The organism is Pseudoduganella dura, assembly GCF_009727155.1.
Classification (GTDB): Bacteria; Pseudomonadota; Gammaproteobacteria; order Burkholderiales; family Burkholderiaceae_D; genus Rugamonas; species Rugamonas dura.
In genome coordinates this window covers 78,843-103,749 of the sequence record NZ_WNWM01000002.1, presented here as the reverse complement: position 1 = coordinate 103,749, position 24,907 = coordinate 78,843, and the positions used below count along the sequence as shown (strand labels likewise).

Annotated in this window: 24 protein-coding genes; 13 read left to right on the top strand and 11 right to left on the bottom strand. The window is 63.0% G+C overall.

The features are described 5' to 3' along the window. The first annotated feature begins 2 nt into the window (after nucleotides 1–2). From GJV26_RS00700 to GJV26_RS00675, 6 genes are read left to right on the top strand one after another with little or no spacing between them, the layout of a single operon-like run. Complete coding sequence (locus tag GJV26_RS00700; RefSeq protein ID WP_155706770.1) at nucleotides 3–950, top strand: VOC family protein; 948 nt, start codon at nucleotides 3–5, stop codon at nucleotides 948–950. Then, nucleotides 950–1,309: a Rieske (2Fe-2S) protein gene (locus GJV26_RS00695; protein WP_155706768.1), complete on the top strand. Its 360-nt coding sequence runs from the start codon at nucleotides 950–952 to the stop codon at nucleotides 1,307–1,309. The genes GJV26_RS00700 and GJV26_RS00695 overlap by 1 nt, the downstream gene beginning before the upstream one ends. Next, the gene (locus GJV26_RS00690) at nucleotides 1,306–2,457 is read left to right on the top strand and encodes an FAD-dependent oxidoreductase (protein WP_155706766.1); all 1,152 of its coding nucleotides are present in this window, start codon (nucleotides 1,306–1,308) and stop codon (nucleotides 2,455–2,457) included. The genes GJV26_RS00695 and GJV26_RS00690 overlap by 4 nt, the downstream gene beginning before the upstream one ends. Then, nucleotides 2,457–3,050, top strand: coding sequence for a cupin domain-containing protein (locus GJV26_RS00685; protein WP_229419123.1), 594 nt, complete (start codon nucleotides 2,457–2,459; stop codon nucleotides 3,048–3,050). The genes GJV26_RS00690 and GJV26_RS00685 overlap by 1 nt, the downstream gene beginning before the upstream one ends. Then, on the top strand, nucleotides 3,047–4,036 hold the full coding sequence (locus GJV26_RS00680; protein WP_155706764.1) for a fumarylacetoacetate hydrolase family protein: 990 nt from the start codon (nucleotides 3,047–3,049) through the stop codon (nucleotides 4,034–4,036). Before GJV26_RS00685 ends, GJV26_RS00680 begins: the two co-directional genes overlap by 4 nt. 10 nt (nucleotides 4,037–4,046) lie before the next feature. Further along, entirely contained in the window at nucleotides 4,047–4,985 is a 939-nt protein-coding gene (locus GJV26_RS00675) for an NAD-dependent epimerase/dehydratase family protein (protein ID WP_155706761.1), read from the top strand. A gap of 30 nt (nucleotides 4,986–5,015) precedes the next feature. Here the strand turns inward: GJV26_RS00675 and GJV26_RS00670 are convergent, their stop codons facing one another. From GJV26_RS00670 to GJV26_RS00630, 9 genes are all read right to left on the bottom strand, one after another. Beyond that, nucleotides 5,016–6,179 (bottom strand): DUF1176 domain-containing protein, encoded by a 1,164-nt coding sequence (locus tag GJV26_RS00670; RefSeq protein WP_216643086.1) that lies wholly within the window; start codon nucleotides 6,177–6,179, stop codon nucleotides 5,016–5,018. Nucleotides 6,180–6,239: 60 nt separating this feature from the next. Beyond that, nucleotides 6,240–6,824, bottom strand: coding sequence for a DUF6624 domain-containing protein (locus GJV26_RS00665; protein WP_155706759.1), 585 nt, complete (start codon nucleotides 6,822–6,824; stop codon nucleotides 6,240–6,242). Nucleotides 6,825–6,956: 132 nt separating this feature from the next. Beyond that, nucleotides 6,957–7,358: a VOC family protein gene (locus GJV26_RS00660; RefSeq protein ID WP_155706757.1), complete on the bottom strand. Its 402-nt coding sequence runs from the start codon at nucleotides 7,356–7,358 to the stop codon at nucleotides 6,957–6,959. Between the two features lie 110 nt (nucleotides 7,359–7,468). Next, the gene (locus tag GJV26_RS00655; RefSeq protein WP_155706755.1) at nucleotides 7,469–7,843 is read right to left on the bottom strand and encodes an SMI1/KNR4 family protein; all 375 of its coding nucleotides are present in this window, start codon (nucleotides 7,841–7,843) and stop codon (nucleotides 7,469–7,471) included. A 1,391-nt stretch (nucleotides 7,844–9,234) separates the two neighbouring features. Beyond that, nucleotides 9,235–9,555 carry a hypothetical protein gene (locus tag GJV26_RS00650; RefSeq protein ID WP_155706753.1) on the bottom strand — a complete coding sequence of 107 codons (321 nt, stop codon included), beginning with the start codon at nucleotides 9,553–9,555 and terminating at the stop codon, nucleotides 9,235–9,237. A gap of 152 nt (nucleotides 9,556–9,707) precedes the next feature. Beyond that, on the bottom strand, nucleotides 9,708–10,004 hold the full coding sequence (locus GJV26_RS00645) for a hypothetical protein (protein WP_216643085.1): 297 nt from the start codon (nucleotides 10,002–10,004) through the stop codon (nucleotides 9,708–9,710). A 137-nt stretch (nucleotides 10,005–10,141) separates the two neighbouring features. Further along, nucleotides 10,142–10,363 (bottom strand): hypothetical protein, encoded by a 222-nt coding sequence (locus tag GJV26_RS00640; protein WP_155706751.1) that lies wholly within the window; start codon nucleotides 10,361–10,363, stop codon nucleotides 10,142–10,144. A 135-nt stretch (nucleotides 10,364–10,498) separates the two neighbouring features. Further along, nucleotides 10,499–10,900 (bottom strand): hypothetical protein, encoded by a 402-nt coding sequence (locus GJV26_RS00635; RefSeq protein ID WP_155706749.1) that lies wholly within the window; start codon nucleotides 10,898–10,900, stop codon nucleotides 10,499–10,501. Between the two features lie 139 nt (nucleotides 10,901–11,039). Further along, nucleotides 11,040–11,462, bottom strand: coding sequence for a hypothetical protein (locus tag GJV26_RS00630; protein WP_155706747.1), 423 nt, complete (start codon nucleotides 11,460–11,462; stop codon nucleotides 11,040–11,042). 167 nt (nucleotides 11,463–11,629) lie between these two features. Here GJV26_RS00630 and GJV26_RS00625 point away from each other — a divergent pair, with 167 nt between their 5' ends. The 5 genes from GJV26_RS00625 (at nucleotide 11,630) to GJV26_RS00605 (ending at nucleotide 20,017) form a co-directional block, all read left to right on the top strand. Then, nucleotides 11,630–12,967 (top strand): transposase, encoded by a 1,338-nt coding sequence (locus GJV26_RS00625; protein WP_155712157.1) that lies wholly within the window; start codon nucleotides 11,630–11,632, stop codon nucleotides 12,965–12,967. A gap of 474 nt (nucleotides 12,968–13,441) precedes the next feature. After that, nucleotides 13,442–15,121 (top strand): DUF1302 domain-containing protein, encoded by a 1,680-nt coding sequence (locus GJV26_RS00620; RefSeq protein ID WP_155706745.1) that lies wholly within the window; start codon nucleotides 13,442–13,444, stop codon nucleotides 15,119–15,121. 17 nt (nucleotides 15,122–15,138) lie between these two features. Then, complete coding sequence (locus tag GJV26_RS00615) at nucleotides 15,139–16,497, top strand: DUF1329 domain-containing protein (protein WP_155706743.1); 1,359 nt, start codon at nucleotides 15,139–15,141, stop codon at nucleotides 16,495–16,497. Further along, nucleotides 16,497–17,585, top strand: a complete 1,089-nt coding sequence (locus tag GJV26_RS00610; RefSeq protein ID WP_155706741.1) for a WD40/YVTN/BNR-like repeat-containing protein — start codon at nucleotides 16,497–16,499, stop codon at nucleotides 17,583–17,585. Before GJV26_RS00615 ends, GJV26_RS00610 begins: the two co-directional genes overlap by 1 nt. After that, nucleotides 17,582–20,017 (top strand): efflux RND transporter permease subunit, encoded by a 2,436-nt coding sequence (locus GJV26_RS00605; RefSeq protein WP_155706739.1) that lies wholly within the window; start codon nucleotides 17,582–17,584, stop codon nucleotides 20,015–20,017. The genes GJV26_RS00610 and GJV26_RS00605 overlap by 4 nt, the downstream gene beginning before the upstream one ends. Nucleotides 20,018–20,048: 31 nt before the next feature. Here the strand turns inward: GJV26_RS00605 and GJV26_RS00600 are convergent, their stop codons facing one another. Then, the gene (locus GJV26_RS00600; protein ID WP_155706737.1) at nucleotides 20,049–21,011 is read right to left on the bottom strand and encodes a LysR family transcriptional regulator; all 963 of its coding nucleotides are present in this window, start codon (nucleotides 21,009–21,011) and stop codon (nucleotides 20,049–20,051) included. Between the two features lie 157 nt (nucleotides 21,012–21,168). Here GJV26_RS00600 and GJV26_RS00595 point away from each other — a divergent pair, with 157 nt between their 5' ends. After that, the gene (locus GJV26_RS00595) at nucleotides 21,169–21,978 is read left to right on the top strand and encodes a cyclase family protein (protein ID WP_155706735.1); all 810 of its coding nucleotides are present in this window, start codon (nucleotides 21,169–21,171) and stop codon (nucleotides 21,976–21,978) included. 773 nt (nucleotides 21,979–22,751) lie between these two features. On the opposite strand, the gene GJV26_RS00590 is transcribed toward GJV26_RS00595, so the two are convergent. Continuing rightward, on the bottom strand, nucleotides 22,752–23,666 hold the full coding sequence (locus GJV26_RS00590) for a LysR family transcriptional regulator (RefSeq protein ID WP_155706733.1): 915 nt from the start codon (nucleotides 23,664–23,666) through the stop codon (nucleotides 22,752–22,754). A 102-nt stretch (nucleotides 23,667–23,768) separates the two neighbouring features. On the opposite strand from GJV26_RS00590, the gene GJV26_RS00585 reads away from it, so the two are divergent. Beyond that, nucleotides 23,769–24,878, top strand: coding sequence for a muconate/chloromuconate family cycloisomerase (locus GJV26_RS00585; RefSeq protein WP_155706731.1), 1,110 nt, complete (start codon nucleotides 23,769–23,771; stop codon nucleotides 24,876–24,878). The last annotated feature ends 29 nt before the right edge of the window (nucleotides 24,879–24,907 follow it).

Genomic DNA, 24,907 nt, shown 5'->3' with positions numbered 1-24,907 from the left:
CCATGAACATCATCGGACCCGACGCGCTGGTCTTCGGCGTGGACGACATCGCCGCCTGCGCGCAATACCTGACGGACTACGGCCTGAAACCGGCCGGCAACGGCCGCTTCGAAGCGCTCGACGGCACGGCCGTCGTGCTGGCCCACAAGGACGACGCGGGCCTGCCGCCGCCGATGGGCACGGCCAGCATGCTGCGCAAGACCATCTACGGCGTGGCGGACGAGCGCGCGCTCGGCGCCATTGCCGAGGAACTGGGCCGCGACCGCGAAGTGAAGCGGCTGCCCGACGGCAGCATCGAAGCGTTGGACGACATGGGCTTCGTGCTCGGCTTCCAGGTCACCGTGCGCCGCACGCTGGACATGCCGGCAGAACCAATCAACGCGCCCGGCGCGCCGCCGCAGCGCAAGCCGAACGCGGTCGCCGTCGACGAAAACGCGCCGGCCCTGCCGCGCACGCTGTCGCACGTCGTGTATTTCGTGCCGGACGTGGCGCGCGCCGAACAATTCTATGTCGAGCGGCTGGGCTTCCGGTGCACCGACCGCCTGCTGGGCGCCGGCCCCTTCCTGCGCCCGGCCGGCACGCTCGACCACCACACGCTGTTCCTGATCCAGACGCCGCCGTTCATGAAGGGCATCGAACACTTCACGTTCCACATGGGCGGTCCGACCGAGGTGATGCAGGCCGGCACGCGCTTCGTGGAGAAGGGCTACCAGTCGTTCTGGGGTCCCGGCCGGCACAAGATGGGCTCGAACTGGTTCTGGTACTTCAACAGCCCGCTGGGTTGCCACGTCGAATACGACGCCGACATGGACCTGCACGATGAACAGTGGGTGGCGCGCGAAGCCACGATGAGCGCCGACGCATCGCAGATGTTCCTGTTCGAGAAGCGCGACAAGTGGGCGCCCGGTGGCCCGCCGCCCGGCGCCGCGGGGGCCGCGGAACGCCACTGATGGCGGCCGTGTTCCTGTGCCGCCTGGAAGAGATCCCGGACGGCGCGTCGCGCGGTTTCGATCCCTGCGGCGCGGGGCGCGACACGGTGCTGGTGGTTCGGCAGGGGGACGCCGTCCACGGCTGGCGGGATGCGTGCCCCCATTACGGCGACACGCCGATGGCCTGGCGCAAGGACGCCTACCTGAATGCCGACGGCACGCGCATCGTGTGCGCGGCGCACGGCGCCCAGTTCGACATCGCGACCGGCATTTGCACGCTGGGACCCTGCCTGGGGCAGGGATTGCAGCGAGTGGAGCTGGCGCTGACACCCGATAACAATATTTATATGCCGCCGCCAGGCGGAGGGAGACCAACATGAGTAATTCCGGCAACCGCGCCGCCGTACGGCGCGCGCTGATCGTCGGCGGCGGCTTTTCCGGCATGGCCGCCGCCATCGAACTGAAAAAACGCGGCATCGACGTCGACCTCGTCGAGATCGATGCGGGCTGGCGCTCCTACGGCGCCGGCATCAGCCTGGGCGGCGCCACGCTGCGCGCCTTCCGTACGCTGGGCGTGCTCGACGAGTTCGTGCGCCGCGGTTCCGCCCATGACGACGTGGACCTGCACACCTCCGGCGGCCACCACCTCGCCACCCTGCCCACGCCTCGCATCGCGGGACCGGACGTGCCGGGCGGCGGCGCCATCATGCGTCCCGTGCTGGCCGCGATCCTGGCCGAAGCCACCCGCGCATCCGGGACCAATGTGCGCCTGGGGTGCACCTTCGCCTCGTTCACGCAGGACGACGGCGGCGTGGACGTCACGTTCACCGATGGCGGCACCGGCCGCTATGACCTCGTGATCGGCGCGGACGGCCTGTATTCGACGATGCGCACGGCGCTGTTCCCCGACGCGCCGGCGCCGCGATATACGGGACAGGGCGTGTGGCGCGCGGTGCTGCCGCGGCCGGCCGGGATCGACCACGCGATGATGTGGCTGGGGCCGAAGATCAAGGCCGGCGTGGCGCCGGTATCCGATACCGAGATGTACCTGTACGTGACGGAAGACCGCGCCGAACGCGTCCATGTGGACCCCGCACGCTTCGTGCCGATGCTGCGGGAACTGCTGGCGCCGTTCAACGTGCCGGCGCTGCAGGACATCCGTGCCGGGCTGGGCGCGGATTCGCAGATCATCTACCGGCCGCTGGAAGGCCTGCTGCTGCCGCGCCCATGGCATCGCGGCCGCATCGTGCTGATCGGCGACACCGTGCACGCGACCACGCCGCACATGGCGTCCGGCGCCTGTATCGGCATCGAGGATGCGATCGTGCTGGCCGAAGAGGTGGAGCGCCACGCCGGCACCGGCGTCATGGCGGCACTGGACGCGTTCGAGGAACGCCGCTGGGAACGCTGCCGCATGGTGGTCGAGAACTCCGGACGCCTGGGCGAGATCGAGATCGCCGGCGGCGACAAGGCCGAACACGGCCGCATCATGCGCGACACGCTGGTCGCGCTCAGTGGAGAGATCTGATGAGCCACATGAAACCCGTTCGCCGCATCGTCACCGGCCACGACGATGCCGGCAAGGCGATCGTCATCGAAGCGGGCCCGCTGCCCACCGTGGTACCGATCGAGAAAATCCCCGGCACCGTCTTCCACGAGATCTGGTCGACGGCCGCCACGCCGGCACCGGTGGGCAACGGCGCGGATCCCACGCCGGGCCCGCTGGTGCTGCCGCCGCCGCGCCACGGCTCGCGCATCCGCATCGTCGACATCCCGCCCGATACCGACGAGTTCCTGGCGCATGGCGCCGCGCGGATGAAGGATGCGTTCACGCAGATCGGCGACGCCGCCGCGTCCACCGTCAAGGCCGGCTCGCCGCACCCGCTGATGCACCGCACCGAATCGGTCGACTACGGCATCGTGCTCGAAGGCGCGATGACGCTGGTGCTCGACGACAGCGAAGTGACGCTGGCCCAGGGCGACATCGTGATCCAGCGCGGCACCAACCACGCGTGGGCCAACCGCTCCGGTGCCGTGTGCCGGATGCTGTTCGTGCTGCTCGACGGAGAATATGATCCGCAACTGCGCGCCGCGCTGGCGACACGCGAGGAGAACCGATGAAATTCGCAACCCTGAAATCCGGCCACCCGGATGGCCGGCTGGTCGTCGTGTCGCGCGATCTGTCGCGCGCGGCCGATGCCGGCGCCATCGCGCCGAGCCTGCGCGAGGCCGTCGAGCGCTGGGACGAGGTACGGGCGCCGCTGCAGGCGCTGTACGACGCATTGAATGCCGGTACCGCGCAAGACGCCTTCGACTTCGACCCGGCCGCATGCGCGGCGCCGCTGCCCCGCACCTGGCAGTGGTGCGACGCCTCCGCGTTCCTGAACCACGGCCGCCTGATGGAACGGGCCTTCAACACGGAGCCGATTCCCGACTTCGACACGATCCCCGTGATGTACCAGGGCGGTTCCGACGATTTCCTCGGCCCGCGCGACGATGTGCCGCTGCCGGACGAAAGCCTGGGCATCGACTTCGAAGGCGAGTTCGGCGTGATCACCGGCCCGGTGCCGATGGGGACGGGCGCCGCTGCCGCGCTGGAGCAGGTACTCTTGCTGGTGCAGATCAACGACTGGAGCCTGCGCAAGCTGGGCCCGCGCGAGATGAAGACGGGCTTCGGCTTCTTCCAGTGCAAGCCGTCCACCAGTTTTGCGCCGGTGGCCGTCACGCCAGACGAACTGGGCGGCGCGTGGGCCGATGGCCGCGTGAAGCTGGACCTGCACGTGCAGTGGAACGGCGCCTGGTTCGGCCATCCGAACGGCGCCGAGATGAACTACAGCTTCGGCGAGCTGATCGCCCATGCCGCACGTACGCGGCGACTGTCCGCCGGCACGGTGATCGGTTCCGGCACCGTATCGAACGAAAGCCGGGCCGCCGGCTCCGCCTGCATCGCCGAGCGCCGCGTGATCGAGATCATCGACCATGGCGAGCCGCGCACGGATTTCATGAAGTTCGGCGACCGCGTGTGGATGGCGGCGCAGGATGGGCAGGGCAACACGCCGTTCGGCGCCATCGACCAGCGCGTGGTGCGCGCACCGGCGGCGGACTAAGGGGATTGCCATGCATATCGTGATCACAGGCGCCGGCGGTTTCGTCGGCGCGGCGCTGGCGCGCCATATCGTTGCCTGCGGCCTGCCGGGGCAACCGGCCGTTACCCGCCTGACCCTGGTGGACCGCCGGTTCGACGATCCACCAGACGACGCGCGGGTGCGCCTGCTGCATGGCGATTTCGGCGTGGAGCAGGTGCTCGATGCGATGTTCGATCCGCCGGTGGATGTGCTGTTCCACCTGGCCAGCGTACCGGGTGCCGAAGCCGAGCGCGATTGCGCGCTGGGTTACCGCGTCAACCTGATGGCGCCGCTGGCCCTGTTCGAACGCGCCGCGTCGCAGGAGCGGACCGCCCGCATCGTGTATGCCAGCAGCATCGCCGTGTACGGCAGCGCATTGCCGGCAACGGTCGACGACGCCACGCCGCCGAAACCGGGCATCAGCTACGGCGCGCACAAGCAGGTGGGGGAGATCGTGCTGGCGGACCTGAGCCGGCGCGGCCTGGTGAACGGTATCTCGCTGCGGCTGCCCGGCATCGTGGCGCGGCCGGGGTTCTCGGCCGGACATGGCTCGGCGTTCATGAGCGCCATCCTGCGCGCGGCGCAGGCCGGGGAACACTACACGTGCCCGGTGTCGCCGGCCGCGGCATGCTGGTGGATGTCCCTGCAGGGCTGTGTCGGCAACCTGGCGCATGCGGCGGCGCTGGACACGTCGTTGCTGCCCGCAGCGCGCACCGTCACGCTGCCGGTATTGCGCTTGACGGTGGAAGAGGTGGTCGCCGCGCTGGCACGGCGCTTCGGCGCGCAGGCGGTCGCCGGCATCCGCTGGCAACCGGATGCGGACATCGAACGGGTGTTCGGACGCATGCCCGCGCTGGTGCCCGGCATCGCGGAACGGCTGGGTTTTGCGCATGACGGGAACGTCGATTTGCTGGTCGAACGGGCGCTGTAGCGCGCAGCCACGCGGGCAGCGGCTGCGCCGCTAAGGCCGGACCGCGGAGCGCCGCACGTCGGTCACGATCACCGGCAACGACCAGCCGCCGCCCATGTCGATCTGCCGGCACATGCCGGTGGTGCCCTTTTTGGTCTGCACGAAGCGTTCGCCGTCCCAAGTCCATTCGTCGAGATGCATGCAATCGAACCCGCCGGCCCATCTCGAGGCGTCGATTTGCCCTTTCGAATATTCTCCACCCATGGTCGTCACGATCCTGGGCGCGAAGGGTGGAGCCGCGTTGATCGTCCAGTACGCTTCCGCGGTGGTGGATGCTCCCCTCCAGCAGGTGGTGGATGCCAGCAGCCTGGTACCGGACAGCCTGCGCACATGGATGGCATCAGGCGATTCTCCAGGTTCGGAAAGTGCGGGGCATTCGTCGCCAACGGACGCGACCAGGGCTTTCCGGAGAGTCGCCATGGCGGGCGTGGACAACTGGACGCTATCGTCAACCGGCACGCCGGCTGCGATGACGACGGGCGCCGGCACGGCAGGTAACACATCGCGTTCGTCCCTGCGGCCCTTTTTCACGAGGGCTCCAGGCGTGTCCAGCCGCCCCTGGAATTCGTCCATCTTCAGCAGCACGGCGGCGGCGCCCCTGTTCGACAGTTTCCACGTCCGCTTGCCATCCGTGAACTCGATCTTGCTGCGATGGGGAAGGGCGGCCAGCAACGCATCCGTTTGTCCGGGTGTCAGTCCTTCGAACCAGTGCCCCTGCGCGATCGCGACGTCTCCCACTGGCCTGGAATCGATCAGCATCGTCAACGATCGCCTGGCGGGAAATGTGTCCGTCGTCTCCTCTCCGTAGTGGCCGATATGAAGCTCGCCGCGGACAGGCTGGTTCGGTCCGGCTTGCCGGGTCAGCTGGACCGAGACCGGCAATGCCTCTTGGCCGTTGTTGCTGTCGTCTCTGTCGTCACCATCGTCCCCGTCGTTCGACAGGGGTTGATAGCCGGCGGCGCGGCAGGTGCGCGTGTTATCGCAGGCCAGTTCCCAATCGTGGTGGGTGAAAGCGATGCCGCGGGGAGTGCCCGCCATGACGGTGCTGCCCGATGCGAGCAAGACAATGGCCACATACAGGCGCGAGCTCATGGTCCGAAAATAATGGGGCAGGGGGCTGAAAAGTGCCACTGATTCGGCTTCGGCTGTTTTCAATATTCTCGATTATCTGATCGAATGGAGTTCGCTGATGGCGCGACCTGGCCATCTGGAGGTTCAATTGCTCGGCCGCGCAGTCGGCAAAAAGGCCTCCCCGCACATTTTGGAGATAATGGCAATGTACTCGGCCATCGTCGGCAGGCCGACTTCGGCGCGACGTTTGTCGACGTCGGCTTCGTTCTCGATCGGGCGTGGCGCCCAGTGAGCCGAGTCCAGGCAGGTGCCTTGGGTGCCGTAACGCTGCGGTTCATTGACACGGTCGTACAGGTAAGCATATTCCTTGCGGGTGGCTTCGCCAGAGGGGAGCAGTTTCTCGATCCGCGCCAGTACATCCTGTTGGAATGCCCGGTCCCGGTCTGCATGCTGGGCTAACAGCCAGGCAGCTCCCGCGGCGTCGCCACCGACCATCGAGATGGTCGGCCAGCCAACCTGTGCAACGATTTCCTTGAGCCGCGCCGTATTCGCGGCATCGACCCGTCCCATTGCCTGCGGATCGATGGTGCCTCCCTCGCCGCGTGCGCGCTGGTCTTCCACGCGCATTCTCAGCAATTCGTCCCGCAGGTCGGGCCGGGCCGGCATGTCAGCGGCATGTGCGAGCGTGGCAAGCCATAGAACCGAAAATAATATCGACGCTTTCTTCATGAAAGTGGCTTTCTGGAAATTTATTGCGCAAGTCTGCCAGAAGTTGTCTGAACACGATAGAGATTACCGCACTGTGTAGACGTCACAATAGATCAACTCAGACGACCACTTTCGCCCCCACAGCGAACCTTGTCACGTTCCGCAATTGATCTTCCAGGGTACGCCAAACCTATCGATCACAATGGCATAGCGGGAAGACCAGAAAGTCTGCTGCGGCGCCAGGATCACCTGGCCATCGGTCTGCAGCGCACTGAAGCAAGAATCGACCTTTTCTTCCGAATCGACACCGAGCAACACATAGAAGCCCGTTGGTCTTTTGTAGTTGTGTGCTTCAACATCGGCACCGGCCAGATCAACCCCATCGATACAGATATTGGCATGAACAATGTGACGTCCCGGACGAGTCGTCGATGCTGGGATCGGTAAGTCTGCGATCCTGAGCATCGTACCAATCCTCCCTCCGAGGCACGCTGCATAGAAGTTGAATGCCTCTTCGCACTCGCCGTCGAAGTCAATGTGAAATGACAAGCTCATCGTCTATTGGGCTTTCGTTGTGGGGCTGTGATTGGGACATTCGTCAGCGGAGGTCTGCTTCTGGCCCCGAAGCAGACGCTGACTTTCGTCGAACTCGCGTCGCTATATGTTCATTGACGCGCAACGCAAACCTGCTGGAACCAGCTCGACAGACTCGGCCAACGTTCCGGCGTTGCACCATTATGAGACCAATAGGAGACCTCACCTGAGGGAGAAATGCAGAAGTAGTCCCCATTGTCTTCGATGAAGGGAACGAGATCGCGAGGCACTCCCGCGTTTTCCCACGCATACTGGGCTATTTCAAAGAGGTCGCAGTAGCCTGATCCCGGCAACACTACGGCTGGGTCGAATACGGCGTTGCCGACATCGCCTCCACCTTTGAGAAAAGCCCGGTAGTCAGGATGGAACACGACCCCTAACTGGGCTTCCGCAGAGGTAATTTCCTCATCGGTTGGAGGACGAAAAGAATCAATTTCTGAAGTCATATCGTGTGTTCACGTTGCGTGGCCAGATTTTCAGTGATGAGTGACCGCTTTTGGCCGAACTCGGCCGTTCGCCGCAGCATAGCAGGTTGCCAAACCTGAAAAGTCACAGACTGTCACGACAGGCAGCTGTCGCCCCATAGCAGACCTTGCCGTGCGCCGCTAAGGGCCTATATCGAGCCGACTGATTTCGAAATCGACATAGCCATCATAAACATTCCTCAACTCGATCAAAAAGCCCTGCACTTCGATTAGACCTTCCTCCGAATCGATTACGTGTCCTCGCCCGCGATAGGCGTACTGCCCAGTCCTATCTAGGTGCTCTACGGACAGCGCCTCTTTTTCATGCTCAGGCTAGTCCGAAAAATAGGCCATACGAACATCTGCATCTAACACTCATAGTCGATTTTCGATGACATCCCCTACCTTGAGACTGCATGGGTGGCAAAACGCGATAACCTCGCCTCGTTCGCTTCGGAGCGTGACTGACGCCGCTTCATCATTGGGCGGGTCCACTAAAATTACAGTGAGTTTCTTCATCAGTTTTCTGCTTGAGTAGGAACTATCGTGCGACTTGGAAGACGGCGTAGCGTCGAAAATGACCGCTACTGGCCAAACGCGGTCATACGCCAATAGTGTCAGTCGGTACCTTCCAGTGTTTCAGGAGGTGTGGATCTCTCGCTTCTCCGGGCCATATGTAGAGGCAGTATAAGTCTTCGGCAGATTCCCATTCAGTCGTAATTGTCTGAGCACCGCTTATTAAGTAGAGGAAACGGCAATTGCCGGGCGCGATCTGAAATCGTGGCGCGTCAAGAAAATTTTCCGTGCACCCCATAGCCACTAGTCTGCCAGTCGGCGACCTAAATGCCCCTTCCACGATGTGGTCATATCTCTCAAGCACGACTGCCGGTTCGGCTTCTAACACGTGAACTTCGACAGGGACATCCACGTTTCGTAACGTTCCAGGGCATATCGCGGTCTCGCCTACTGCAACCATGGAGTGAAGAGCTTCCTCAGTCCAAATTGAGCTGAAATCGTCCTCAGAGTTTTCGTCTTGAACAATAAATTGAAAGTAGTCTGCAAAAATATTGAATCGATGAACACTCGGCATATTTTTCTGTTTCCGAACTTGGATTGTCCGCAAATATCTAATGGCGATTCAGGAATCCAACTGGCCGCTCCTGGCAAATCTGAGCCGGTCGCGAATAACCGCTCTTGGCCGATCTCGGCTGTTTGGCGCAGCATAGCAGGTTGCCAAAGCGGAAAAGTCACAGACTGTCACGACAGGCAGCTGTCGCCCCGAAGCGGTCGTTCGCGACTGCGAAGATCAATCGTCGCATAGCGTCTCAATCAGTACTACGGCCTGATCGTATGAAACTCGGTGTATCAGAAAATTATTGAAAAATGAAGTAAATAATCGGAATTATCAGCAAACAAATCGAATATCCAATGGCCACCCAATGCCATATCTTGGGAAATGCCTTTTGCCTGAGTGCCGCATAGGCAAAGTAGATAATTCCTGCAAAACAACTCACCAGTGCTATTCCGTATGCCGAAAGGGACATCATCATCAGTCCGAGCGCATTGCCACCGGAAGACTCTCCCTCATCGTGGGCTATCATGATCTGGATGACTGTCGCAATGGCAAGTACCCACGGTGCACTGCCGATGAGCATCAAAATCCCAAAAGTACTCGCTACGCGATTGCTTCGCATTCTAGTGATCCTAAACGAAATCTTTTATTTCTCAGTATAGCTGCTCTGTAGACTCAATCGGCAATCGGCCATACAAACTGTCCTCGGCTGCTTCTGCCCGTTTAATGACGTCCAGTGTACGACAGCTTCCGCCCATAGCGGAAGTTCAGATGCTATCTGTTGCCTTCCTTCGGCGTATGCTTTGGATTAGGTTGAAAGCTGTCTGGAACGATATTTCCGGTTGAATCCACCTTCCAAGCGCCGGCTATTGCTTCAGGAGGCACGGCGTCCTTGGGACCGTAGTTACCCGTAATGACGTACACCCATCCATTCGGATGCTTTTTTGCTTCCGAAATCAACTCTGGTGTGGGCTTCAGATTTCGGAAATCGACTTGTTCGGCCACAGCAGCTCCAGTAAGAAAAAGCTGCGCAGATAGCACTGCGCAAATCAAATATGTATTGAAGTTCATAAGTTTTAACTGAAACGCGTTATCGATAATGTCTGCTTCTGGCCGAACTCGGCCGTTCGCCGCAGCATAGCAGGTTGCCGAACCAGGAAAGCCACAGACTGTCACGACGGGCAGCTCCCGCCCCGAAGCGGACGTAGTTAACCAAGCTTGTCGCTCACATTAGCTTGGAGGGTCTGACCGCGCTTTTGGAGCAGCTTTGACGCAGCTGCGGCGAGAGCGTCATCTTCGAACACCTGGGCCATAAGACGCCCACTCTCATCAATATAACCTACGAGATGACTGCCAAGTGCAAGCCAGCTGCTCAGAGGAATACCTTTTTGCGTCAGTGCTTGTATAACGTCCTCGTCGTTGATTTTCATTCTCCTGTAATGTCCGCTTAGCGGCGGCAACCGGCCTGTCGAGACCGGCCGGTTTCGCCCTGAAGCGGACATTTGCGGGCGAGTGTTCACTGCGCCATTACGCTTCGTTTAGAGCGAGCCAGCGCGACAGATTCATCAGTCAAACATCGCTAACAGATCGCTTATTAGGTCAATCCGCCACACTTCTTTCATGCCGGCATCAGCGGTCATTAGGATAAGGTGGTATCCTTGTTTAACTTCCCTCGCATCCAGATAGTCAATCTTTTCCAGAATGCGCATTGCTTCGTGTGAAACCTTCCAGTTCCCATGGCAAACAAGCTTCACTAGCCACAGAAACTTCTCTGAACAGTCGAAGCTCCCGAGACAATTGACTAATGAGCCACGTTCATTCGCCAGTTCGGGCCGGTCAATTAGTTCGACCAAGATCTTCGGCACTGCCGGATCACTAGTTTCCGCTGCCTTGACCGCAAGAGCGTTTCTTTCAACGCTGCTGTTCGCAGTTTTCAACTTGTTCAGCAATTCGCTCAGGCTATCCATATCTCATCTTGTTGCGAAACGGCAGTCATGCATCAGCGTTCGCTCCCGGTCGAACTCGGCCGTTCGACGCAGCATACTTGGTCGCGGAAACCGGAAAAACACGGACTGCCAGGACAGGCTGCTCTTGCCCGAAGCGGACCTAATCCGAACTGGACCCGAGTAATAAGACATGCTGGTGATTCCCAAGGAAAAGATATGCAAAATCCCAGAACACTGGGTAGGCGGGATGCCCCCGTGCAAATACAAACGACTTGATTCCGTAGACTGTTTGACTCAACTGTACGACGTTATCGCGAATGTTTCCCAACAGCCGGGAGAAATCTGGCGACCTAAGGACGTTTGGACCAGGTCCGGCGCCTTCGTCGCCAACATAGCCGAGGCTTTGAAGCAGCGTCTCTACGACCTCGCTCACGCCCACGTCGCGCACGCCAGCAAGCACGGCTTCATGACCAATTAATCTGGTGACGATAGTATGGATGTCATCGGTACTTTCCGGCAAGCCCGAGTACACGCGGAGAAACACCGAATAGTTGATGCCGTCGGAGTTCAGCAGGTCAGCCATGTCAGTCAGCGTTCTTGACGTCACAATCTATTTATCCCTCTATCTGTGCTCAGAAATGCATATCTGATCGTCTGCTCCTGGCCTATTGTGTTGAAAAACGCCCCTTGATTGCAGCCATGTTGCGGCCTACCGTTGTCTATGAAGACGGTTCAAAGCGGGAGGCTGCGATGATGGGACGTCAAGCAACCAAGAGGGAACTGTTCGTATCGATCAGTCTAGAGGAATATGTTCCTGAAGACCATCTGTTGAGAGCAGTGGACCGATATCTCGACCTGAGCGAATTTCGGCTGTGCCTGGCTGATTCGTACAGCCATACCGGACGGCCATCGATTGATCCTGAGTTGATGGCACGGATGCTGATTATTGGCTACTCCTACGGTATCCGTTCAGAACGACGGCTATGCGAAGAAGTCAGCATGAACCTGGCGTACCGCTGGTTCTGTCGGCTCGGTCTGAAAGACAAGGTCCCGGATCACTCGAGTTTTTCCAAGAACCGGCATGGCCGTTTCCGTGATCACGACGCTTTCCGCCAGCTGTTCGATTCCGTTCTTCGGCGTTGTATGGCTGAAGGTTTAGTGCAGGGTGAGGGATTTGCGACTGATGCCAGCATGATCAAGGCTGACGCCCAGCGTCAACGATCTCGTCCAGGCGATGCCGGAATCGATTGGGGGGACCCAGCACAGGCAAGTCGGCCAGTGCGCGAGTATTTGACAGCCTTGGAACAGGCCAATCCGGTGCCGCCAACACCGAAAAGAATTTCTCTAACCGACCCGGCCGCAACCTGGACTGCTGCTGCAGGACCGGCGATTTTTGCCTATTGCACCAATTACCTCATCGATTTGAAGGCTGGAATGATTGTCGATGTCGAGGCTTCAGCGGTGAACAAAACAGCAGAGGTCGAAGCGACCAAAACCATGATTGATCGTGTCGAGGAAAAGTTCGCCATCAAACCGCGTCGTCTGGTGGGTGACACGAACTACGGTGTTGCTGCAATGCTGGGATGGCTGGTCAACGAAAAAAGCATTGCTCCTCACGTCCCGGTATGGGATAAATCCGAGCATCACGACGGCACTTTCAGTCGTGCCGACTTCATCTTCGATGCTGAAAACAACCGCTACGTTTGCCCTGCCGGGAAACACCTGAAACCGGCTCAACGTAGTCAGCAGAAAAATCCGTTTCGTTATCGAGCCAGCCAGTACGACTGTCAGCTTTGTGAGTTAAAACCGAAGTGCTGCCCCAACATGGTTATCCGCAAGATCGACCGAAGCCCTCAAGAACCTGCACGCGATGTTGCTCGTGCTATCGGCAAGACCGACGCATATCGCCAGTCACGGCGGGAACGAAAGAAAGTGGAAATGCTGTTTGCCCACCTCAAACGCATCCTGAAACTCGGCCAGTTACGTCTGCGTGGTCCCAGCGGTGCCCATGACGAGTTTCTTTTGGCGGCAACCGCCCAAAATCTTCGGCGAATGGCAAAAAGCTGTTTTTATAAATATCAAATATGAAAGCAGTGATCGGTAAGAACCCAGCAGTAACTGTATCGCCAATTTTTACTGTACAGTTACTCCACCAGCACTTCTCTTGCCTACGGGTTTTTCAACACAATAGGCCGATAGCGGAAGTTCGACAGATCGAGTGTACACGAGCGAAGTTTCGCCAGGCAAAGACCATCGCCATGGCAACTGATGAACTAATCACTCTTTCCATGCTCAGTCTTGGCAAATAAAGGAATCGACAGCGCCCTGCGCATGACGATCGATGGCCCGCTCCATCGCTTTCGCCGATACATCGAATCGCCATAAACCATTTTTCGGCAAGCCCCCATCTGGTTATTCTTGACCAACAAGAAAAACCGGAGACCCCTCCCGCCCATCCAGGGCAACGCTCCACCCGAGCAGCAAGCACCGACGCGCACACGCCATGCGCGGGGGGCCCGTTCGCCCCGAGTTTCGCCCCAATAAAAACCAGAGGAGACAACCATGAACCAAACCATGCCCCGCATGGCCACGCTGTCAGCCGCCATCGCCGCGGCCTTGTGCGCCGGTTCCGCACAGGCAGCCGAAATCGCCACACCAGTCCCCGACCTGACGGTCCGCTGGGACAACACGGTCAAGTACAGCGCGGCATACCGGCTGAAGCACCCATCCGCCATGCAGGTCACCCCCGGCGAGAACACGATCAACACGGATGATGGCGACCGCAACTTCGGCAAGGGGCCAGTCTCGAACCGCGCCGACCTGCTGTCCGAACTCGATGTGGCGTATCGAAATTTCGGCGTGAGGGTCAGTGGCGCGGCCTGGTACGACGGCGTATATAACCGCGCTACCGACAACGCATTCCAGCCGACTTACAACGCCGCCTCCGTGCCCGCCGGCGAATTCACGGAAGCCACCCGCAAGCTGCACGGCAGGAAGGCCGAGCTGCTCGACGCGTTCGTGTTCGCCAAGGGCACGGTAGGGGAAATGCCGTTCACCGTGCGGGCCGGCCGCCACGCACTGGTGTATGGCGAGACCCTGTTCTTCGGCATGAACGGCATCGCCGGCGCCCAGCAGCCGATCGACGTGGTGAAGGGCCTGTCGGTGCCGGGCACGCAGTTCAAGGAGCTGCTGCGCCCCGTCGGCCAGGTGTCCGGCCAGGTGCAGGCAGGCGCCAACGCCAGCGTGGGCGCCTATTACCAGTACCGCTGGGAGAAGAGCCGGCTGCCGGCCGCCGGCAGCTATTTCTCGACTGTCGATTTCCTCGACGAGGGGGGCGAGCGGCTGTACACCGGCGTCGATGCCACTGGCCGCCCGGTCGCACTGGCGCGTGCGCACGATCGCCACGCGAAGGATGCGGGGCAGGGCGGCGTGCAGCTGAAATGGAGTCCGGAAGGTCTGGGCGTCGACTTCGGCTTCTACGCGGCGCGCTACCACGACAAGACGCCGCAGGTGGTGCTCGCGCCGGGCCTGCACACGTATTCGCTGTACTACCACGAAGGCATCCGCACCTACGGCGCGAGCGCGACGACCACGCTGGGCGAGTTCAACTTCGCGGCCGAGGCTTCGGTGCGGCACAACGCGCCGCTGTCGAACGCCGGCACGGCCGACCTGTTCGGCCTCGTGCCCGCCGCGTTCGGTGGCCCGGCCGCGGCTTCCGACAACAGCGGCAACCCCGTCTACCCGGTGGGCCGCACCGCGCACCTGAACATATCGATGCTGGCGTCGCTGGGCCCCAGCTTCATCGCCCGCGAAGCGTCGCTGGTCGGCGAGATCGCGTGGAACCGGGTGACCAGCATCACGAAGAACGCTTCGATGATCGATCCGAACGCGCGCCGCGAGGGCACCGCCGTGCGCGTGGTCTATGAACCCAGCTACCGCCAGGTAGGCAGCGGGCTCGATCTTTCCGTGCCCATCGGCCTGGGCTACGCGCCGGCCGGGCGCTCGCTGGCGCTGGGCAATAGCTTCGGCGTGCAGCACGGCGGCGACCTCAGCGCCGGCCTGAACGCCGTCTACGAAAGCGCGTGGTACCTGTCGCTGAACTACACCCATTACTTCGGCCGCGAGGATACGCCGACCGTGCTCACGCACGCGGCGCAAACACTGCCGCAAACCGGCTACACCTACGGCCAGGCGATGAAGGACCGAGACTTCATCTCGCTGTCCGTGCGCCGCACATTTTAATCAGAACGGAGACATGCATGACACCTAAACACCACCTGGCCGCAACGTTCGCGGCCTTTGCCGGCACGCTGGCATTCGCTGGCGCCGTCCACGCCGTCACCGCCGAAGAGGCTGCGCAACTGGGCAAGAACCTGACGCCGCTGGGCGCCGAAAAGGCCGGCAACAAGGATGGCACGATTCCCGCATGGGATGGCGGCATCGCCAAGGCCGCCGCCGGCTTCACGAATGGCGGCCGGCGCGACCAGGACCCGTTCGCCGCGGAAAAGCCGGTCGTGTCGATCACCGCGAAGAACATGGAGCAGTATGCCGACAAGCTGTCCGACGGCAGCAAGGCGATGCTGAAGAAATACCCGTCGTACCGCATCGACGTGTACCCGACCCACCGCACCGCGGCTGCGCCGGACTGGGTGTATGCCAATACCGCGAAGAACGCCACCCGCGCGAAGCTGGGCGACAGGCTCATGCCGGAAGGCGCGCATGCCGGCATTCCGTTTCCGATTCCGAAAAGCGGCGCGGAAGTGATGTGGAACCACCTGCTGCGCTGGCGCGGCACCGACTGGCAAAAGCCGTTCCGCTCCTACCTGACGACGGCGGCCGGCAAGCCCGTGATGACGGTGGACGGCACGGCCGACGGCAGCATGCCTTACTACTACAAGGACGCGGCGCCGGAGAAATCCGGCGGCACTTACTGGACCATCCGCCTCGTCAATTCGGGACCGCCGATCCGCGCCGGCGAGGCGATCAACGGCAAGCTCAATCTCGATCCGGAAAAGGATGCCAGCTACGTCTACCTGCCGGGCCAGCGCCGCACCCGCAAGCTGCCGAACGCCTGCTGCGACACGCCCACGCCGGCCACTGCGGGCGTGATGAGCTTCGACGAGGTGGACATCTTCGGCGGCCGGCTGGACCGCTTCGACTGGAAGATCCTCGGCAAGAAGGAAATATACATCCCCTACAACACCAACCGTTCGCTGAAGGGCAAGGATGCCGACCTGCTGCAGGCGAACCACCTGAATCCGGACGGCGTGCGCTGGGAACTGCACCGCGTGTGGGTGGTGGAGGCGAAGCTGAAGTCCGGCCAGCGCCACCTGGCGCCGCGCAGCGTCTATTACATCGACGAGGATTCCTGGACCGGCGCCCTGGCGGACCGCTGGGATGCCAACGGCCAGCTGTGGAAGACGCTGTGGTCGCTGCCGGTGACGATGCCCGACCTGCCGGCCACCACCAGCGTGACGTTCGGCTTCTACGACCTGGTGTCCGGCACGTGGTTCGTCAGCGACCTGGTTACCGAGAAAGCGGTGCAGTACAAGCAGGTGCCGCGCTGGCCCGAAGCCACGTGGAGCCAGGAAGCGCTGTCCGGCTCGGGGCTGCGGTGATGGCCCGCGGTTTCGATCGATGGAAGGGCGCCGGCATGATGCTGGTCGCCTGCATGGCCGCCGCGGGCGCGGTTGCCGAGGCCGATGCAGTTGCCGATGTTGCGCCGGTGCCGGACGTGCTGGACCGCCCGGCCGCGCAGGACCGGCAGGCGCCGCGCCGCGTGCTGCTGGGCCTGGACCGGATGGGCGGGCGCGCGATCGCCGTGGGCGAACGGGGCCTGGTATTGCTGTCGGACGACGGCGGCAAGGCATGGCGCCAGGCGCGGGTGCCCGTCAGCGTCACGCTGACGGCGGTGCGCTTCGTCACGCCGGAGCAGGCCTGGGCCATCGGCCATGGCGGCGTGGTCCTGCACAGCGCGGACGGCGGCGCCACCTGGCGCCGGCAGCTGGACGGACGCGGCATCATCCGCCTGCTGGAAGCGGCGGCGGGCGGCAACGAGGCGCTGGCCGCCACCGCGCGGCAGTTCGCGGCCGACGGCCCGGACAAGCCGCTGCTCGACCTGCATTTCTACGACGCCAGGCGTGGCATCGTGGCCGGCGCCTACGGCCTGGCCCTGCGCACCGACGATGGCGGCGCCACGTGGCAGGTGCTCAATGGCGCGATCGACAACCCCGACGGGCTGCACGTGTACGCCATCGCCGCCCGCGGCGACGAGACGTGGCTGGCGGGCGAGCAGGGATATATCGCCCGTTCGCTGGATGGCGGGCGCACGTTCACGCGGGTACCCGCGCCTTATCGTGGGACGTGGTTCACCGCCAGGCCGCTGCCGGATGGCGGCATGCTGTTCGCAGGCCTGCGCGGCAACGCCTTCAGGTGGAACGGGCAGGGTTTCGACCAGCTGCCCGGCTACGCGCCCGTATCGCTGAGCGCATCGGCCGCCGGCAGGGGCGGTGTGCTGCTGGCCGACCAGGCCGGCCACCTGTACCGCGCGGGTATCGGCGGCCAGGCGGCGCGGATGGTGAAACTGGATATGCCGCCGGCACCGATCGCGGCGCTGGCGACGACGGCCGGGGGCGATGTGCTCGTCGCCGGCGTGCGGGGCGTGTCGCGCATTCCCGCCGCGGTCATCGAAGGAGGTGCGCCATGAGCTTCGGCGCTTCCGCAAGCGAACAGGCCGTGGTCCGCGACCTGTCGCAGTTCGATACCCGTTCGGGCAGCGCGCTGGAGCGGCTGCTGTTCAACCACCGGCTGCTGGTCGCACTGGCGTGCCTGCTGGCGACGCTGGTGCTGGGCTGGCAGGCCACGCGCCTGAAGCTGAACGCCAGCTTCGAGGACATGATCCCGTCCAGCCATCCGTACATCGCCAATTACCTGCAGCACCGCGACCAGCTGAGCGGCCTCGGCAACGCTGTGCGCATCGCCGTGGAAGCGAAGCACGGCACCGTGTACGACGCGCGGTATCTCGCCACGCTGCAGAAGATCAGCGACGAGCTGTTCCTGATCCCCGGCGTCGACCGCACCTACATGAAGTCGCTGTGGACGCCATCCACGCGCTGGGTCGGGGTCACCGAGGACGGCATGGAAGGCGGCCCCGTGATCCCGAACGACTACGACGGTTCGGCGCGCAGCGTGGCCCAGGTGCGCGACAACGTGGCGCGCTCGGGCGAGATCGGCCAGCTGGTGGCCGTGGACGGGCGTTCCAGCATCCTTTACGTGCCGCTGCTGGACCGTGGCGCGGATGGCAAGGCGCTGGACTACGCGGCGCTCGGCGCCCGCCTGGAACAGCTGCGCGCCAAGTATGCCGGCGGCCAGGTCGACCTGCATATCGTCGGCTTCGCCAAGGTAGCAGGCGACCTGATCGAGGGACTGCGGCAGGTGCTGCTGTTCTTCGCCGCGTCGACATTGATCGCGGCGGCGATGCTGTACTGGTACACGCGCTGCGCGCGCAGCACCTTGCTGGTGGTGGCCTGTTCGCTGGTCGCCGTGGTATGGCAGCTGGGTCTGCTGCCACTGCTCGGCTACGGCCTCGATCCGTACTCGATGCTGGTGCCGTTCCTCGTGTTCGCGATCGGCATGAGTCACGGCGCGCAAAAGATGAACGGCATCATGCAGGACATCGGCCGCGGCACCCACAGGCTGGTGGCGGCGCGCTACACGTTCCGGCGGCTGTTCCTGGCCGGCCTGGCCGCGCTGCTGTGCGATGCCGTCGGCTTCGCCGTGCTGGCGATCATCGACATCAAGGTGATCAAGGACCTGGCCGCCGTGGCCAGCATCGGCGTGGCCGCGCTGATCCTGACGAACCTGATCCTGCTGCCGATCCTGCTGTCGTGGCTGGGCGTCGATGGCGACGCGGCGCGGCGCAGCCTGCGCGCCGAGGAAGCCGAAGGTGCAAATGAAAGCGGCCGGGAAGGGGGCTGGCACCTGCTGGAACGTTTCACCGAACGGCGCACCGCGGCCGCGACCATTGCCGTCGCGGCGGTGCTGGGCGCCGGCGGCTATTACGCCAGCCTGCACGTGAAGATCGGCGACCTCGATCCGGGCGCGCCGGAACTGCGGCCGGATTCGCGCTACAACCGCGACAACGCCTACGTGGTGGGCCACTACGCGGCCAGCAGCGACGTGTTCGCCGTGATGGTCAAGACGCCGGACAATGCCTGCGCGGCCTACGACACGCTGATGCGGGTCGATGCGCTGGAGTACCGCCTGTCGCAGCTCCCGGCGGTGGAGACGACCGGTTCGCTGGCGCTGCTGAACCGCCGCGTGATCACGGGCCTGAACGAGGGCAGCCTGAAATGGTATGAACTGCTGCAGAACCAGGACGCGCTGAACATGGTCACGGCCGGTGCGCCTCGGGGGCTGTACAACGACACCTGCAACCTGCTTACGCTGTACGCCTACCTGACCGACCACAAGGCCGACACGCTGGCCGGCGTGGTGAAGGTTGTCGAGGACTTCGCCCGCGACAACGACACGAAGGACGTGAAGTTCCTGCTGGCGGCCGGCAACGCGGGCATCGAGGCGGCCACCAACATCGTCGTGCGCGACGCCAGCCGCGCGATGCTGTACTGGGTGTATGCGGCGGTGATCGTGCTGTGCCTGGTCACGTTCCGCTCCTGGCGCGCCGTGGTCTGCGCGGTGGTGCCGCTGGTGCTGACCTCGGTGCTGTGCGAGGCGCTGATGGTGTGGCTCGGCATCGGCATCAAGGTGGCCACGCTGCCCGTGATCGCGCTCGGCGTGGGCATCGGCATCGACTACGCGCTGTATGTGATGAGCATCCTGCTGGCACGGCAAAAGGCCGGCGACACGCTGCGCGAAGCCTACAGTCACGCATTGCGCTTCACGGGCAAGGTCGTGCTGCTCACCGGCGTGACACTGGCGATCGCCGTGGCCACCTGGGCGCTGTCGCCGATCAAGTTCCAGGCCGACATGGGCATCCTGCTGGCGTTCATGTTCCTGTGGAATATGGTGGGTGCCCTGGTGCTGCTGCCGGCGCTGGCAAGCTTCCTGATGCCGTCGGCGCGGCGGCAGGGGCAGGCCGCGCCGGCGGGCATTGCCGCCCGGCCGGTGCTGGCCGACTGAGTCAGGCCAGGCAGTCACCCACGTCGTCAGCTCACGCGGCCAGCACGGCCGCGTGCTGCGTGGGCACGCCGGCACCGCGAGGCGAGCCAAACGGGTCGACGCGGGCGATATCGGCCAGCACGGAGCGCAGCCAGATGTGCGAAGGATCCCGGTCCAGGAAATGGTTCCACTGCATGCACATTTCCAGGGCCGGGATTTCCAGCGGCGGCGGAAGCAGGCGGATCGGGTAGTAGCGCGCCAGCGTGCGGGCCAGCCGCGTGTGCATCGTGGCGATCCGGTTGGTGCCGATCACGAAGTGCGGCATGCTCGTGAAATTGGTGGTGGTCACTTCGATGCGGCGGTCGTACCCGCTCACCTTCATGAACCATTCCTCGAAGCTCGTCACCGCGTTGCCGAAGCGGGACGACACGTGGCCCAGGCCCATGTACTGGTCCAGGCTCAGGGTCTCGCCCACCAGCGTGTTGCCGGTCCAGGCGATGCAGGTATAGGTTTCCTCGAACAGCACCTGCACCGGGTGCGTCTCGGCGATGAATTTGCGGGGCAGCACGATCAGGTCCACCTCGGCGCGTTCCAGCAGGTCGATCGGGTTCACCGTGGTGGGCAGCACGTCGAGCGTGATGTTCGGCGCGTCGCAGGCGAAGCGCTGGCCCAGGTCGCCCAGCAGCACCGTGGAGATGTAGTCGGAGGCGAGGATGCGGAACGCGCGGGTGGCGGTCTGCGGATCGAATTCGGGGCGGATGTCGATCGTGGCCTGGATCTGCAGCAGCACCTTGCGCACCGGGTCGGCCAGGCTGACGGCCAGCGGGGTGAGGATCAGCGTGCGGCCGACGGGCACCAGCAGCTCGTCCTTGAAATACTCGCGCAGGCGGGCCATCACGCCGCTGGTGGCCGACTGGCTCAGGTTCAGGCGGCCTGCCGCCCGGGTAATGCTTTTTTCGCTCAGCAGGGCGTCGAGCGCGACCAGCAGGTTCAGGTCGAGGCGGTTGAAACGCATGGTGTCTCCTTCATTTTTATTTTTGGATGATGCCACATCCACCGGCGCCGCAAGTCGGCCGGGGCATCGGTTTTGTGGATACCTGTGATCGATACAATCCATTTTGCGGCCGGGTCCGGGGGCAGTACGCTTCACGCGACAATTACTGGAGACCTTCATGACCCGACGCTTCATCGACCTGTCCATCTTCCTCGAGAACGAGGTGCTGTCCGACCCGCCGCCGCTGGCGCCGAAGATCACTTATCAAAAACACACGGACACGCTGCACGAATTCATGGCGATGATTCCGGGCACCACCGCCGAGGATTACCCGGACGGCGAGGCCGCCGCCGCCGAGTGGGTGACGATGACGACGCACAGCGGCACGCACCTCGACGCGCCATACCATTTTCATTCGACGATGGACGCGAAGAATGGCGAGAAGAAGGCATCGATCACGATCGACGAAGTACCGCTGGAATGGTGTTTCCAGCCGGGCGTGAAGCTGGACTTCCGCCACTTCCCGGACGGGTACGTGGCCACGGCCGAGGACGTGGCCGCCGAGCTCGACCGCATCGGCCATGACCTGCGGCCGCTCGACATCGTCGTCGTCAATACCCGTGCCGGCAGCCGCTACGGCCACAACGACTACGTGTCCGCCGGCTGCGGCATGGGCTACGAAGCCACGATGTACCTGCTGGAGCGGGGCGTGCGGCTGACCGGCACCGACGCCTGGAGCTGGGATGCGCCGTTCTCGTACACGGCGAAGAAGATCGCCGAGACGGGCAACAAGGCGCTGATCTGGGAGGGACACAAGGCGGGACGCGATATCGGCTACTGCCACCTGGAGAAGCTGCACGCGCTGGAGACGCTGCCTGCGCACGGCTTCTACATCAGCTGCTTCCCGCACAAGGTGCGGCGCGGCTCGGCGGGGTGGACGCGCGCGGTCGCCATTGTCGATGATGCGTTGCTGGCGCTGCCGCGCTGAAGTTCAGATGCAACCCGCAGCAATGGCGATCTGGTGTCGGACACCGGTTTTCCCCGGCTATCGCTACGTTCCGGCACCATCAACGGCAAACCGGTGTCCGACACCAGAGTCTTACGTGGCGCTGGACTGCACTCGGCATCATCCGGAATGGCACTGCTTCCGATCAACCGGTTTCCAGCATCAGTCTTTTATCGGGCGTCTGATATAAAAAACCTTGTCTTGCAATACCGGCAGAAACGACAAATTCAGTAAGTCCAATTCCGCCCAAAGATTCGAACCGCACACCAGGGTTGCCCTGTCATCTTCCTTGGTTATCAAGAATCCAGGGCTCCTCGCTACGTTTTGCATCCGGACCTGCAATATATCTCCGGGGCTGGCATCGGAAATCTTCAAGCATCCACCGGCCGGAATGTTGCCTGTATGTCTGTCATTCAGGTAGACATCGAGCCCTGCCCAACGTCCGTAAAAACCCGCTTTCCTGTACAAAGTGAACTCCATCAGTGCGCTACAACCTTTCCGCCGCGTAGGCATTCCCCGCTTGTCATAAATTTGGTAGATCACGCTGCCTTGCATGCACTACCGCGATAAGCCTGTGCCAGATGTTCCCGGCAGTGCTCGCATTCTGGTGTCGGACACCGGCTTTCTGTTGATGCTGTCGGAACGTAGCGGTGGCGCAGGAGAAAACCGGTGTCCGACACTATTTTCCGGATGAACCGCTCGGAAAATAGTGTCCGACACCAGCAGCATCCGCGGCGCAGGCATCAAGCCGTAATCTATAAACTCTCCGCCACGTACGCAATTCCCCGCTCGTCATAAATCTCGTAGATCACCGCGAGCATGCCCGCCAGCTCCTGCGCGCGGTCCATCGCCCGGGTGCTGAAGATGATCGGCGAGACGGCCTGCCGGTCGTCGATGCCCTGGTAGACGACGTCCGTGCGGATCATGCCCTGCAGGCTGTCCGGCACGATGGCGATGCCCTGGCCGGCGCCGACCAGGCCGATGGCGATCTGCAGTTCGCGCACTTCGATCACCTGCCGCGGCACCAGCATCCGCTCGCGGAACGTGGCCAGCACCTGGTCGGCGAAGCTGGGGCGGGGCGATTTCGGGTAGACGATCAGCGGGTCGTCCATCAGGTCCGACATCTTGCGCGGCCCCGGCACGCGCGTGAGCCGGTGGCCAACGGGCAAAGCCACGATCAGCGGTTCCTCGCGCAGCACGATGCGGCGGATCGCGGCGTCCTCGCCCTTCAGCCGGCCGAAGCCGACGTCGATCCGGCCTTCCTTGAGGGCTTTCAATTGCTCCAGCGTCGTCAGCTCGTGGAAATTGATTTCCACGGCCTGGTACCGCTCGCGAAAGCGCCGCACGATCTCCGGCAATAAACCATAAAGCGTCGATGCCACGAAACCGATCGACAGCTTGCGCTCGATCTTGCCCACCCGCTGCGTCATCGCCTTCAGGTCCTGCGCCTTGTCGAGCAGCTCCTGCGCGTGGGCGTGGAAGAACCGGCCGGCCTCGGTCAGCCGCAGCGGCCGCGAGCCTTTCTCGATCAGCACCACACCCAGTTCCTCCTCCAGTTGCTGGATCTGCCGGGAGAGCGGCGGCTGCGCGATGCTGAGCCGCTCGGCGGCGCGCGTGAAGTTTTTCTCGTCGGCGACGGCGACGAAATAGCGCAGGTGGCGCAGTTCCATAACTATACCTTTCAGGTATCGAAAATATACCAATTCAGTGTTGGACGACGGGTTCTGTGGGGAATATTGTACTCATATCGACGCGAACCATACTGAATACATATGATCTCGAACATTGAAACCTTCCTCGTGGACGTGCCCACGATCCGGCCGCACAAGCTGTCGGTGGCCACAATGAACACGCAGACGCTGGTACTGGTGCGCATCCGCTGCGCCGACGGCATCGAGGGCTGGGGCGAAGCCACCACGATCGGCGGCTTGGCCTACGGCGAGGAAAGCCCGGAAAGCATCAAGGCCAACATCGACACGCACATCGCGCCGCTGCTGGCCGGCATGGACGCAAGCGCCGTGGCGAAGGCGATGGCGAGGGTGCGCAAGGTCATCCAGGGCAACCGCTTCGCCAAGTGCGCGATCGAAACCGCGCTGCTCGACGCGCAGGGCCGCCGCCTCGGCGTGCCCGTCAGCGAACTGCTGGGCGGCCGGGTGCGCGACAGCCTGCCGGTGGCCTGGACGCTCGCATCCGGCGACACGGCGAAAGATATCGCGGAAGCCGAAAAGATGCTGGAACTGCGCCGCCACCGCATCTTCAAGCTCAAGATCGGCGCCCGCTCCGTCAATGAAGACGTGGCCCACGTGCTGGCCATCAAGCGCGCGCTGGGCGACACGGCCAGCGTGCGTGTCGACGTCAACCAGGCATGGAGCGAGCTGCAGGCGATGCGCGGCATCGCCGCGCTGCAGGATGGCGGCGTGGACCTGGTCGAGCAGCCGGTGCGTTTCGACAACCGCGACGCGATGCGCCGCCTGGCACGCCGCTTCGACGTGGCGATCATGGCCGACGAGTCGCTGCACGGCCCCGTCGATGCGTACAACATCGCCCGCACCGAAGGCGCCGACGTGTTCGCCGTGAAGATCGCGCAGTCCGGTGGCCTGGTACCGGCGCAGCAGGTGGCCGCGGTGGCGCAGCTGGCCGGCATCGGCCTGTACGGCGGCACGATGCTCGAAGGCGGCATCGGCACCGCGGCCACGGCTCAGCTGTGCGCCACGTTCACCGACCTGTCGTGGGATACCGAGCTGTTTGGCCCGCTGCTGCTGACGGAGGAAGTGCTGCGCGAGCCGCTGGTGTACCGCGACTTCATGCTGCAGGTGCCGACCGGGCCTGGCCTGGGCGTCGCCGTCGATACCGACAGGCTGCGCTTCATGTGCCGAAAGTGATGCGGCGCAGATAAAAACCAGCAAACGAG

Coding starts and splice junctions, on each gene's coding strand:
- GJV26_RS00675 (WP_155706761.1), top strand. CDS start 4,047: ATGCATATCGTGATCACAGGCGCCGGCGGTTTCGTCGGCGCGGCGCTG.
- GJV26_RS00645 (WP_216643085.1), bottom strand. CDS start 10,004: ATGAACTTCAATACATATTTGATTTGCGCAGTGCTATCTGCGCAGCTT.
- GJV26_RS00695 (WP_155706768.1), top strand. CDS start 950: ATGGCGGCCGTGTTCCTGTGCCGCCTGGAAGAGATCCCGGACGGCGCG.
- GJV26_RS00595 (WP_155706735.1), top strand. CDS start 21,169: ATGACCCGACGCTTCATCGACCTGTCCATCTTCCTCGAGAACGAGGTG.
- GJV26_RS00605 (WP_155706739.1), top strand. CDS start 17,582: ATGAGCTTCGGCGCTTCCGCAAGCGAACAGGCCGTGGTCCGCGACCTG.
- GJV26_RS00620 (WP_155706745.1), top strand. CDS start 13,442: ATGAACCAAACCATGCCCCGCATGGCCACGCTGTCAGCCGCCATCGCC.
- GJV26_RS00630 (WP_155706747.1), bottom strand. CDS start 11,462: ATGGCTGACCTGCTGAACTCCGACGGCATCAACTATTCGGTGTTTCTC.
- GJV26_RS00610 (WP_155706741.1), top strand. CDS start 16,497: ATGGCCCGCGGTTTCGATCGATGGAAGGGCGCCGGCATGATGCTGGTC.
- GJV26_RS00655 (WP_155706755.1), bottom strand. CDS start 7,843: ATGACTTCAGAAATTGATTCTTTTCGTCCTCCAACCGATGAGGAAATT.
- GJV26_RS00615 (WP_155706743.1), top strand. CDS start 15,139: ATGACACCTAAACACCACCTGGCCGCAACGTTCGCGGCCTTTGCCGGC.
- GJV26_RS00585 (WP_155706731.1), top strand. CDS start 23,769: ATGATCTCGAACATTGAAACCTTCCTCGTGGACGTGCCCACGATCCGG.
- GJV26_RS00640 (WP_155706751.1), bottom strand. CDS start 10,363: ATGAAAATCAACGACGAGGACGTTATACAAGCACTGACGCAAAAAGGT.
- GJV26_RS00635 (WP_155706749.1), bottom strand. CDS start 10,900: ATGGATAGCCTGAGCGAATTGCTGAACAAGTTGAAAACTGCGAACAGC.
- GJV26_RS00665 (WP_155706759.1), bottom strand. CDS start 6,824: ATGAAGAAAGCGTCGATATTATTTTCGGTTCTATGGCTTGCCACGCTC.
- GJV26_RS00590 (WP_155706733.1), bottom strand. CDS start 23,666: ATGGAACTGCGCCACCTGCGCTATTTCGTCGCCGTCGCCGACGAGAAA.
- GJV26_RS00660 (WP_155706757.1), bottom strand. CDS start 7,358: ATGAGCTTGTCATTTCACATTGACTTCGACGGCGAGTGCGAAGAGGCA.
- GJV26_RS00625 (WP_155712157.1), top strand. CDS start 11,630: ATGATGGGACGTCAAGCAACCAAGAGGGAACTGTTCGTATCGATCAGT.
- GJV26_RS00690 (WP_155706766.1), top strand. CDS start 1,306: ATGAGTAATTCCGGCAACCGCGCCGCCGTACGGCGCGCGCTGATCGTC.
- GJV26_RS00700 (WP_155706770.1), top strand. CDS start 3: ATGAACATCATCGGACCCGACGCGCTGGTCTTCGGCGTGGACGACATC.
- GJV26_RS00685 (WP_229419123.1), top strand. CDS start 2,457: ATGAGCCACATGAAACCCGTTCGCCGCATCGTCACCGGCCACGACGAT.
- GJV26_RS00650 (WP_155706753.1), bottom strand. CDS start 9,555: ATGCGAAGCAATCGCGTAGCGAGTACTTTTGGGATTTTGATGCTCATC.
- GJV26_RS00680 (WP_155706764.1), top strand. CDS start 3,047: ATGAAATTCGCAACCCTGAAATCCGGCCACCCGGATGGCCGGCTGGTC.
- GJV26_RS00600 (WP_155706737.1), bottom strand. CDS start 21,011: ATGCGTTTCAACCGCCTCGACCTGAACCTGCTGGTCGCGCTCGACGCC.